Source organism: Zoogloea oleivorans (genome assembly GCF_008107625.1).
Classification (GTDB): Bacteria; Pseudomonadota; Gammaproteobacteria; order Burkholderiales; family Rhodocyclaceae; genus Zoogloea; species Zoogloea oleivorans.
Map to the genome: position 1 here is coordinate 22,966 of NZ_SDKK01000004.1, position 11,325 is coordinate 34,290.

At 64.4% G+C, this 11,325-nt stretch carries 9 protein-coding genes; 4 read left to right on the forward strand and 5 right to left on the reverse strand.

The window, feature by feature from the left end:
- Positions 1 to 76: 76 nt before the first annotated feature.
- Positions 77 to 2,050 carry a DUF1631 family protein gene (locus ETQ85_RS04905; protein ID WP_148577941.1) on the reverse strand — a complete coding sequence of 658 codons (1,974 nt, stop codon included), beginning with the start codon at positions 2,048 to 2,050 and terminating at the stop codon, positions 77 to 79.
- A 370-nt stretch (positions 2,051 to 2,420) separates the two neighbouring features.
- On the opposite strand from ETQ85_RS04905, the gene ETQ85_RS04910 reads away from it, so the two are divergent.
- Complete coding sequence (locus tag ETQ85_RS04910) at positions 2,421 to 3,278, forward strand: HDOD domain-containing protein (RefSeq protein WP_148577942.1); 858 nt, start codon at positions 2,421 to 2,423, stop codon at positions 3,276 to 3,278.
- Between the two features lie 80 nt (positions 3,279 to 3,358).
- Here the strand turns inward: ETQ85_RS04910 and ETQ85_RS04915 are convergent, their stop codons facing one another.
- The 4 genes from ETQ85_RS04915 to ETQ85_RS04930 all read right to left on the reverse strand — a co-directional run bounded on the left by ETQ85_RS04915 (position 3,359) and on the right by ETQ85_RS04930 (position 8,807).
- Complete coding sequence (locus ETQ85_RS04915; RefSeq protein WP_148577943.1) at positions 3,359 to 5,983, reverse strand: DNA topoisomerase III; 2,625 nt, start codon at positions 5,981 to 5,983, stop codon at positions 3,359 to 3,361.
- Between the two features lie 93 nt (positions 5,984 to 6,076).
- The gene (locus ETQ85_RS04920) at positions 6,077 to 6,556 is read right to left on the reverse strand and encodes a Smg family protein (RefSeq protein WP_148577944.1); all 480 of its coding nucleotides are present in this window, start codon (positions 6,554 to 6,556) and stop codon (positions 6,077 to 6,079) included.
- 28 nt (positions 6,557 to 6,584) lie between these two features.
- Positions 6,585 to 7,673 carry a DNA-processing protein DprA gene (gene dprA / locus ETQ85_RS04925; RefSeq protein ID WP_187394582.1) on the reverse strand — a complete coding sequence of 363 codons (1,089 nt, stop codon included), beginning with the start codon at positions 7,671 to 7,673 and terminating at the stop codon, positions 6,585 to 6,587.
- Positions 7,674 to 7,688: 15 nt separating this feature from the next.
- Entirely contained in the window at positions 7,689 to 8,807 is a 1,119-nt protein-coding gene (locus tag ETQ85_RS04930) for a LysM peptidoglycan-binding domain-containing protein (protein ID WP_148577946.1), read from the reverse strand.
- Between the two features lie 145 nt (positions 8,808 to 8,952).
- Here ETQ85_RS04930 and def point away from each other — a divergent pair, with 145 nt between their 5' ends.
- The 3 genes from def to htpX all read left to right on the forward strand — a co-directional run bounded on the left by def (position 8,953) and on the right by htpX (position 11,316).
- Complete coding sequence (gene def, locus ETQ85_RS04935) at positions 8,953 to 9,456, forward strand: peptide deformylase (RefSeq protein ID WP_148577947.1); 504 nt, start codon at positions 8,953 to 8,955, stop codon at positions 9,454 to 9,456.
- Positions 9,456 to 10,376: a methionyl-tRNA formyltransferase gene (fmt, locus tag ETQ85_RS04940; RefSeq protein WP_148577948.1), complete on the forward strand. Its 921-nt coding sequence runs from the start codon at positions 9,456 to 9,458 to the stop codon at positions 10,374 to 10,376. Before def ends, fmt begins: the two co-directional genes overlap by 1 nt.
- Positions 10,377 to 10,464: 88 nt before the next feature.
- Complete coding sequence (htpX, locus tag ETQ85_RS04945; protein WP_148577949.1) at positions 10,465 to 11,316, forward strand: zinc metalloprotease HtpX; 852 nt, start codon at positions 10,465 to 10,467, stop codon at positions 11,314 to 11,316.
- The last annotated feature ends 9 nt before the right edge of the window (positions 11,317 to 11,325 follow it).

Consider the following 11,325-nt stretch of genomic DNA (forward strand, 5'->3'; position numbering starts at 1 on the left):
GGCGGCCATGACGTTTGGCCGCCCTGACGGGGCAACTCACCAGCGCGTCCCTCCGCTGGAACCGCCCCTCAAACGTTCAGGGATTGATGAGCTTTTCCGTCGCGGCTTCGTCCACCAGCGATTCGTCGTGGAACACGCGCGTCTGCGGCGAGTCGAGTTGCTGGGCCAGCGCCCGGCCGGTGATCGCCAGGACTGCATCGCTATCGCCATCGGCGATCAACAGGATGTGCTGCAGCGGCCCGATCAGGGCCACAAACCCGCGCATCACGCTGCCGTCGGGCAGGCCGACGGAAACACGCTGCCCCAGTTCCAGCTCGGCCCAGTCGGAGGCCAGCGGGAGTTCGCCGGCGAAATACTGCTTGTGCTTGAATACCCGCAGGTTCGGCTTCTCGTCCACCGGGCCGAGGGAAGCCGGCACCGGACGCCGCCGGGACGATACCGGCAAGGGACGGCCGGCAATGATGGCAGCGTGCACCTCCCGGCATGGAGCCAGGCCATCCCGGATTTTTTCCGGTATCAGGCGGATCGACGCCAGGCCCTGTTCCAGATCGCGGATCAGCTCAGGCAATTGGGCAAGGAGCTGCTGACGAGTGGCGGGATCGGGATTGGCGCTGGCCAGCAGACGATTGGCCGTCTGGATGCGGGCGGCCCACTGGGGGCTGTCAGTGCCGTAGCGGTAAGCCGCCTTGGCAAGCACATGCACCCAGTAGCCCTCGACGAAATTCTGCACCACAGGATTCGCCTGATGACCGACCATCAGGTAGATGGCCCGACTCGCCTGATGCAGGGCCACCTCACGGCGCTCGAGGCGTGAGGCCTCCTCCGCAAAGACGGAGGCGCGGGCCAGCGCGCCCCGCTGACGGCCACGAACCAGGGTCTCGACACTGTCGAAGGTGGCCGCAAACTCCTTCTCGGACAAGCGCGGGGCTTTGCCGAGGGGGTGGATCAGCTGCATCAGCGCCCGGCAAATCGGCAGTTCGGGCGGACAGTTGGCCGGCAGGGTACGGCCGAGATTGGCGATCAGGTCTACCAGCAGCAGGGCCGGATGGCGCTTTTCCGCCAGCAGGGTTTCGCTGCGCAGGGCCAGGCGCAGCAGCGGGACACGCAGTTGCGCCAGAATCGTCCGGATCGTCGCCGGCAGTGATGGGCTGGCAGAAGCATGCGTGCAGACAGCTTCGACCACCTCGACGGCAGCTGCCTTCGACGGGGACAGCAGCGCGCCCAGCTCGCTCGTTCCGAGAGATGCCGGCAGACCTTCACCGTAGTGCTGACGCTCGCCAAGCCAGGCTTCGACACGCTCCAGCATGGCCGACGCCAACCCTGGATCCAGGCTGGTCATCGCTTGGGGCATGGCCTCGCGACGGGCCAGCGCGGCCAGTCGCAGCGCATCGAGTGGATGCAGGGGCAGGCTGGCACGGGCGGCAGCGCTGTGTGCCCAATCTTCGGCAATGCTCAGGGTGGGATGAGGCGTCGGTGCGGCCCGGTAGTGCGTTTCGATGCCGGCATCCACGAACTGGTGCTCCAGCTCCCGGTAGTAGGCGCTCAGGTGGCGCAGCAGGGGTTCCTCCAGTTGCCCCAGCAGCTTGAGCCCCTCGGCAGGGCTCAGACGCTCGGCCTCCTTCAGTGCGCGCAGGGCCCGGCACACACTCTCGGAACCCACCGGCGACTCGTCCTGCAGCGCCCTATCGGTGTCAGCCAGCAGCGTTCGCATGCGCAAGTGGAGTGCCGACAGTTCACGCACACAATGATCGCGCAGGCGCTGGTCCAGATTCATCAGTTCGATGGAGTAATCCAGATCCGAATCGTGCACCAGGCTGATCCGCGACGCGGTCAGCCCGTGAGCCTGCTCGAAATCCTGGCGTTCGCGCAGGCCCGCCAGTTCGTCAAAACACTCACCCGCAGCGAAAGTGAACTCGTTGATCCAGCCAGGGTGACGAATGACTTCACCGGCAGCCTGTCGGAGGGTGCGCAGGAAGCTGTCGCGGGCATGGGCAAGGAGCAGGTCTGCACGAGTCGCAGGCTTGCCGCCGGTCAGGGTCACTTGGGGCATGGGGGTGTCGAAACTGGCTTGTTAAACAATGTTATACACAAGCGCCTTTATCGGGAAAAACACCTGAAACTTCAGTGTGACGAACGCCCTCCCCCGAGAAACTTTCGGACTCTTGCCGCATTCCGGTCCAGCCATGCCAGGCACGAAGTTGACTGAAGAGTTGGGACATTCGGCCGTAATTCATGCAGTCGCAGCATCCAAGCTCCACCAACAAGGCATGCGGGAAAGCCTGCACCGTGGAGTGGACGTGAAATAGTGACGCTCTGCAGCGCACGCGCCCTTGAGATCGGGCTTGAGCGCCATAAAATACTAAAAATGACTTTTTTGATAAAATTAACAATATTTACCATTGCCGTCGGTAAACACTGTCATGAACACAGCCACCACCACTCGTCCGATCACCCAAGCAGAACTTGAAGAAATCCTTGGCGCGATCCGCATTCCAGCGTGTCCTGCAGCCGTTACCGAGGTAATGGAGGAAGCGCGCAAGGAAGAACCGCAACTCAAGGTACTCGCCCGCATCATCGCTTCCGACGTGGGCATGTCGGCGATGGCGATCAAGCTCGCCAATTCGCCGATGTTCGGTTCGGCGAGCCGGGCGAAGAGCGTCCAGCAGGCGGTAAACCGCCTGGGCATCAGGAACATCATCAATGTGGTCATCGCCGTGGCCCTGCGCAACACGGCCAGCGACCTGCCGGCCGACGTCATGGAAAAGTTCTGGACGCGTGCTTCGACCCTCGCCCTGGCCACCGGCGTGCTGGCTCGCAAGCACGTCGGAATCCAGCCGGAAACGGCCTACACCTACGCCCTTTTCCAGGATTCAGCGATTCCGGTGATGATGCTGAACTTTCCCGAGTACGCGGCCATGTACGCCGGCGCCGGCGATTGCGGCAACCGCCTGGTCGAGCAGGAACGGGCACGCTTCCACTGCGACCATGCGGTGGTCGGCTGGCTGCTGGCCCGCAACTGGGGTCTGCCGCCGAAAATCGCCTCGGCGATCCGCTACCATCACGACCCTGAGTTGTACATCCTTCCCGAGCAGGAACTGCCCTCCGACGCCCTGGCGCTGATTGCCGTGACGCTTATCGCCGAACACGTGATCGCCGACTTCATGGAGGGGGCAGAGCCAGAAGAAGGGCGTGCCTTCGACAACGCCAAGACCTTCCTCGGCACCTCGGAAGGCGATCTGGACGAGTTCCGCGACATCATCGCCCACGCCCTCAACTGAGAAGCACCGCCCGCCAGCCGGGCACACAAACAAAAATGCCCGCCTGAAAGGGCGGGCATTTTCATGGACAGTCGAAGCGCTTACTCGGCAGCCACAACCTTCTTGCGGGTCGCCGGCTTCTTGGCCGCCGGTGCCTTCTTTACTGCGACTTCCTTCTTTGCCGCGGGCGCCTTCTTCTCGGCAGGCTCCTTGACAGCAGCCGTCTTGGCCGCCGCAGCCTTGCCGGCAGCAGGCGCCTTGGGCTCCTTCTTCTCGAACTCGAAACCCACCTTGCCGTCGTCCCCACGCACCAGGAAGGCCGAGAACTTGCGCTTGGTACGGCTGGAAACAAAACCGCGTAGCAGCTCGGTGCGCCCGGTATCGAGGAGCTTGTGCATCTGCTCCCGCTCGATGGGCTGCTGCAGGATGATCTTGCCGGAGCGGAAATCGCAGGTTTTTTCAGGGCCTACCGACTTCTCGCAGACATAGGACAGCCCGTGCTCATAAACCTGGGCGCTGCACTTGGGGCACTGACCGAGAGAATCCTGGCCAGAGAAATCCACTGGCTCGGCCGTTTCGTCGTCCTTCGGCTGGCCAAAATCGAACTCGGGCAGCTTGTCATCGTTGAGACGGATCTCGGCATTGAAGAGCCGGCCCATCTTGTTGCGGAAGCCCAGCAAGGGGCCGACGCGACCGGTGGACAACAGGGTTTCGATTTCCGGAATCTCGAACTGGCGACCGGCCACGATCTTCCAGGCTTGCCAGTCGCAGGACTGGCAGGCGAACTTCTTGTAGTTCTCCTTCACCAGACCACCGCACTTGGGGCACGGCGTCGCCAGCGTTGCAAAATCGCCGGGCACGGTGTCGGACTCGTAGCGCTTGGCGCGCTCGACGATATCCCGGGTCATGGCCTGGATGTGGCCCATAAACTCGGCTCGCGACAGCGCACCACGCTCCATCTGGCCAAGCCGGTGTTCCCACTCGCCGGTCAGTTCGGGCGAGGTCAGTTCGTTGGTGCCGAGGCCGCGCAGCAACGTGATCAGCGAGAAGGCCTTGGCGGTCGGGATAAGCTCCTTGCCATCCCGAATCACGTAGATTTCACCGATCAGGTTCTCGATGATCTGCGCCCGCGTGGCCGGGGTGCCGAGGCCGCGACCCGCCATGGCGGCGCGCAGCTCCTCGTCATCCACCATCTTGCCGGCACCTTCCATCGCCGACAGCAGCGTGGCTTCGTTGAATCGTGCAGGCGGCTTGGTGACCAGCGCCTTGACGAAGATTTCGTCGGTACTGACCGTCTCGCCCTCGGCCACGGCCACCAGCTGCGGCGCCCCGCCTTCATCTTCACTGACCGCGGCAGCCTTGCCATACACGGCCAGCCAGCCCGGATTGACGAGGATCTTGCCCTCGGTCTTGAAGGCTTCGCCCGCCACGCGGGTGATACGGGTGGTGATGCGGTATTCGGCGGCCGGGTAGAACACGGCCAGAAAGCGCCGGGTTACCAGATCGTAGATCTTCGCTTCCGCTTCCGACAGGCTCTTGGGCGCGGTACCGGTGGGAATGATGGCGAAGTGATCGGAGATCTTGGTGTTGTTGAAGATGCGCTTGTTGGGCTTGACCCAGCCGTGCTTGACGATCTCGTTGGCAAATGGCGCGAAGGCATCCGGCAAGCCGCCGAGAATGCCCTGCACCTGGCCGACGTAATCCTCCGGCAACGCGCGGGCGTCGGTCCGGGGATAGGTGAGCACCTTGTGCTTTTCGTAAAGGGCCTGGGCCAGCTGCAGCGTGGTGCGGGCCGAAAAACCGAAGCGGCCGTTGGCCTCGCGCTGCAGGGAAGTCAGGTCGAACAGCAGCGGTGACAGCTGAGTGGTGGGCTTGGACTCTTCCTCGACGACGCCCGGCTGACCTTCGCACTTGGCCTTGATCGCCTCGGCGCGGGCTTTATCCCACAGGCGGAAGGCGGTGGCGTGCTCAGCCAGCGGCGCGCCCTCTTCGGGTTTTTTGAAGCCTTCGTCGAACCAGCGGCCGGCATAGGCGCCAGCCTGACAGCCGAAGCTTGCTTCCAGTTCCCAGTAATCGGTGGGGCGAAAGGCACGGATCTTCTCTTCCCGCTCGACCATGATGGCCAGCGTCGGGGTCTGCACCCGACCGACCGTGGTCAGGTGGAAACCACCGGTCTTGGAATTGAAGGCGGTCATCGCCCGGGTGCCGTTGATGCCGATCAGCCAGTCGCTCTCGGCACGGCACACGGCGGCCTCGCGCAGACCTTCCACCTCGGCGGCGGGCCGCAGCTGGGTGAAGCCGTCGCGGATCGCATTGGCCGTCATGGACTGCAGCCACAAGCGCTGCACCGGCTTGTTGGTGCCGGCATGCTGGGCGATGAAGCTGAAGATCAACTCCCCTTCGCGGCCCGCGTCGCAGGCGTTGATGAGGCCGGTGACGTCCTTGCGCTTGATGAGCCGGGTGAGAAGCTTGAGGCGGTCCTCGGTCTTCTCGATGGGATTGAGCGCGAAATGGGGCGGGATGACCGGAAGGTGGGCAAACGACCATTTGCCGCGCTTCACTTCGAACTCCTCCGGCACGGTCAGCTCAAGCAAATGGCCGACAGCAGAGGAGAGGACGAAATCGTCCGACTCGAAGTAATCCTTTTCCTTGGTGAAACCACCAAGGGAGCGCGCGATGTCCGCTGCAACCGAAGGTTTTTCCGCAATGATCAGCTGCTTGCTCATGCCTGTAGTGCGCCTCGGGACGCCTGACTCAGGTTGTTGGGGGAGCGCCGCATCATACGGAAGGCTGCGCCGGGCTTGCAAGCGGCCCGCAGATCAATGCACGGAGAATGGCGCCTGCTCATCTTCGTCCTCGTCGGATTCGTTGAGCAGTTCGTCGAGGATCAGCCCGTTGATCGGGCGATCCTGTTGCCACAGCACCATCAGCACGATGACCTTGAGGTTCTCCAGCTCGATCTCGGTTTCGCCCAGGGCGAGGGCCCGTTCGACGATGATCTCGCGGCACTCGGAGTCGAGGATTCCAGCGTTCTCGAGGAACAGCAGGAAGCCGCGGCACTCGACGCCCAGGCGCACCTGTTCGTCCTCGCCATAAATGCGCAGGGAGCCGGCACGGGCAAAGTGGGCCGGGCGCTCGCCATCGGATAACTGGCGCAGCCCGGACAGCCACTCGAGGGCTTCGGTGATTTCTTCTTCCTCGAAACCGGCAGCCGTCAGCTTGCGGGCCAGTTGCGCGGGTTCCGGGCACGCGTCGGCGTGAACGTAGTTCTCGAAGAGGTACACGAGGATATCGAACATGGCGCGTGGGCCTGAGGCCAGTCGTTTTTCAGAGGCGCTGGATGCGCCCTCCGGGCAGGCGGGAAACCCGTCCGTCGAGCTCCAGCGTAAGCAGAATGGCGTAGAGCGCTTCCGGCGTCAAGCTGGTGCGGTGCACCAGCGTGTCCACATCCACAGGGTCGTACCCCGCGGCCTCAAGCACCCGGACCTCTTCTGGACTTCCCTCGACAGGAGCAAGATCGCCGGCTGACGCCGCCTCCAGTGGCGACAGGCGCAATTCTTCGAGGATATCGGCGGCCGATTCGACCAGTTTTGCACCGTCACGGATGAGGCGGTGACACCCCCGTGCCAGCGGCGAATGAATCGACCCCGGGATGGCGAAAACCTCTCGGCCGCACTCGGTCGCCAGGCGAGCGGTGATCAGGGAACCGCTCTTCACGGCCGCCTCGACCACCAGCACGCCGCTGGCAAGGCCGGCGATCAGGCGGTTGCGCCGGGGAAAATTGTGGGCCAGCGGCCCAATCCCGAGGGCGAACTCGCTGATGATCGCTCCGCGCTCGGCGATTCGTCGGGCCAGTTCGGCATTGCGCGCCGGATAGATCCGGTCGGCACCGGTTCCGATCACTGCCACAGTGCGTCCCGGACCGCTCAGACCACCCCGATGGGCGGCACCGTCGATGCCCAGCGCCAGCCCGCTGACGATGGTCAGGCCGGCGGCGGACAGCTCGGTGGCGAAGGCTTCGGCATTGGCTTCGCCTTGCGGCGTAGCACTGCGCGCGCCCACCACGGCGATGGATGGCTGCGACAGCAGGGTCACATCGCCCTTCACGTACAAGACTACGGGCGGGTCGGGGATTTCGAGCAGGGACGCGGGATACGCCGCATCGCCCAGGGTCAGGATGGCGTTGCCCGGCTGGGTGAGCCATTCGAGCGCCAGGTCGACGGCCGCGGCGGCGTCATGATCGAGGAGCTTGCCGGCAAGCGGGGCGCCGACCACCGCCGCAATGGCGCTGAAACCCGCCGCGTAGATGCATTCGGGCAGGCCAAAGGCTGCCAGCAACTGGCGTTGCGCGGCCGGGCCCAGGCCCGGGGTGAGGGTCAGGCGCAGCCAGGGAGCGAGCGGGTGTTTATCCGGCAAGATGCGGCGCGGGAATCAGGGCTTGCGGACACTGTCGGCAATCGTCACCGCACCGTTGCTGTCCATCACCAGCGCGTAGGAAATGCGCTCGAACACGCGAAACACGAAAACCAGTCCGTAGCGCTGCTCGGGCAGCCGGAAACGCTGCGCCGGCCCGACGTTGTCTTCCCGGTACTCGGTTTCGCCGCGGTTGCGATGCAGGGCCAGCACATGGCCGATCTCCATGCCGTCGCGCTTGCCGAGGCTCACCGAAACCACGTTGTAGCGACCGGTTTCGGCCACGCCGTTGTAGATGGAGACGACCCGACCCGCCACCTCGGCATCAGGGGCATGCGGCACATAGCTGAGCAACTCGGGACGCCCGGCCGGCAGCAGGCGTTCGCCCTTGCCCACCTCATGCTTGGAACTGGTCAGGATCAGGCTCGCCGGAATCGGCAGACGCTCCTTGGCAGAACGCGTCACCTCGCTCGGATAAGCCACATCCGGAGAGAGAACGCCCGCTTCAGCGGTCACCCGTGCCTGTCCGAGATAGGTCGCTTCGTAGCCAAGAATCTCGCCGGTCACCGGCTCGGCCAGGGGCTTGGCCTTGCGGTAGATATTCCAGTTGATCACCCCCGGTTCCAGGCGCGTCGCAAAAATGGTGTCTCCCGGACCGGTAAACACACGGCCCTCCTGGGTCGCCACGACGATTCCGGCGGCGGCATCTTCTGCCTCGGTCACCACCAGCGGCTCGGACAGGAAAGGCGTGATGGCACGGACCGGAATGCTCTGGATGGCCGCCTGGTCGGACGCCGCATACACTTGCGGGAAACGCTTCTCGTAGAGAGCCCGATCACCGGGCTGACCGATGCGCTTGCCGAACTTGAGGGTCGGGCCGCTGCGGTCTAGAACGATAATCTGCCCCGGATAAATCAGGTGCGGATTGTGGATCTGTTCCCGGTTGAGGCGCCAGACTTCAGGCCAGCGCCACGGTTCCCTGATGAACTTGCCGGAAATCCCCCACAGGGTGTCCCCGGGAACCACCACATGGCTGTCGGGTGCATCGTCGGACAGGCGGATCGGGCCGGCGGCCCCTGCGCTCGCCGGAACCAGGGCGGCGACGCCGATGAGGAGGGCGGATATAATGCGCATCATTGAAAGTGCACTCGCTTTCGGCGGACAGATTCGCCGCATCAAAGGGCAGTCTGTGTTGCGGAGCCCGACGCCTGCTTCTTCACGACGCGGGCATCGTAGATTTGGCTCAAAATTCTGCACGTAAAGTCTTCATCCGGCAATATTTATGGCTCTGCTACCCATTCTCCGTTACCCCGACCCGCGTCTGCACACGCGCGCAACTCCCGTGCGCGAAGTGACAGACGAAATCCGCAAACTGATCGCCGACATGGCCGAAACCATGTACGAGGCGCCCGGCATCGGTCTGGCTGCCACACAGGTGGACGTCCACAAACGCATCGTCGTCATCGACGTGTCGGAGGACAAGTCCGGCCTTTTGGCCCTCATCAATCCCGAGATCATCGCCCGCGACGGCGAACAGGTCTGCGAGGAAGGATGCCTGTCGGTGCCCGGCATCTACGACAAGGTCAGCCGCGCCGAGCACGTCCGCGTGCGGGCCATGAACCAGCAGGGTGAAACCTTCGAGTTCGATGCCGAAGGCCTGCTCGCCGTGTGCGTCCAGCATGAACTGGATCACCTCGAGGGCATGGTTTTCGTACAGCACCTGTCCCAGCTCAAACAGACCCGGATCAAGGGCAAACTGGCCAAACAGGCCCGGATCACCGCCTGATGAAAATCGCCTTCGCCGGAACCCCCGAATTCGCCGCCGTGGCGCTGGAATCCATCCTCGCCGCCGGCTTCGAAGTCACCCTCGTCCTCACCCAGCCCGACCGCCCGGCCGGCCGCGGCATGCAGTTGCAGCCCAGCCCGGTCAAGCAAGTCGCCCTGGCCGCCAACATTCCGGTGCACCAGCCCGAAAAGCTGCGCACCCCGGAACAGCAGGCGCCCCTCGCCGAGGCCGACGTGGACGTGCTGGTGGTGGCCGCCTACGGCATCATCCTGCCGCAGGCGGTGCTCGACATGCCCCGCTACGGCTGCCTCAACATCCACGGCTCGCTGCTGCCCCGCTGGCGTGGCGCGGCGCCGATCCACCGGGCCATCCAGGCCGGTGACTTAGAGACCGGCATCACCATCATGCAGATGGACGCCGGCCTCGATACCGGCCCGATGCTGCTCAAGCGCGCCGAAACCATTCATCCCGACGACACCACCGCCAGCCTCCACGACCGGCTCGCCTGGCTCGGCGCCGACATGATCGTCGAAGCCCTGCAGGCCCTGCCCGACGGTCTCACCCCCACACCCCAGCCGGCCGAAGGCGTCACCTACGCGGCCAAGATCGGCAAGGCTGAAGCGGCAGTGGACTGGACCCGCCCGGCAGTCGAGATCGAACGCACCGTGCGCGCCTTCAATCCCTTCCCCGGCGCCCTCGCAACGTATCAGGACACCCCGATCAAGCTGTGGCGCGCCCGCGCCATCGACGCTACCGGCACCCCGGGTGAAGTCCTCCTGGCCGAAGCCGCCGGCGTCATTGTGGCCTGCGGCGAAGGCTCCCTGTGCATCACCGAACTGCAGAAGCCCGGCGCCAAGCGCATGCCCACCGCCGACTTCCTGCGCGGCATGCCGATTGCAGTCGGCAGCCGTTTCGAATGACGGTGCTTCGCTCGATTGAATTTTCGGGCGGGTCCCCCATCTAATCGTTCGCGCACTTCGCGTGAACTCGAAAGGACGGATAAGCACAATGTTCGGCAACTGGCTCAAGACCTCGATCCTCATGGCCGGGATCATCGCCCTCTTCGGGGTGATCGGCGGCATGATGGGCGGCAAGTCGGGGATGCTCCTCGCGCTGGTCTTCGGCGGCGCGATGAACATCTTCTCCTACTGGTTCTCCGACAAGATGGTCCTGCGCATGTACAACGCGCAGGAAGTGGATGAAAGCAGCTCGCCCTACCTCTACAACATGGTGAAGGAGCTTGCCGGCCGCGCCCAGCTGCCGATGCCCAAGGTTTACATCATCCACGAAGACCAGCCCAACGCCTTCGCCACCGGCCGCAACCCCGAACACGCAGCCGTCGCGGCCACCACCGGCATCCTGCAGATGCTCAGCCAGCGCGAACTGCGCGGCGTGATGGCCCATGAACTGGCCCACGTGAAGCACCGGGACATCCTGTTGTCGACCATCTCGGCAACCATGGCCGGTGCCATTTCGGCCCTTGCCAACTTTGCCGTGATGTTCGGCGGGCGTGACGGTGAAGGCCGTCCGGCCAACCCCATCGCCGGCATCGCCGTGGCCCTGCTCGCCCCGCTGGCCGCCAGCCTGATCCAGATGGCCATCTCCCGCGCACGGGAATTCGAGGCTGACCGGGGTGGCGCCGAAATCTCCGGCGACCCGCTGGCCCTCGCCGACGCGCTGACCAAGATCGACGCCTTCGCCCGCGGCATCCCGATGCCCACCGCCGAAGCCCACCCGGAAACCGGTCAGATGATGATCATGAATCCGCTTTCCGGCGGTGGTCTGCGCGGGCTGTTCAGCACCCACCCGGCCACCGAGGAACGCGTCGCCTGCCTGCGCGCCATGGTTCACCGACGCTGATCCGCAAGC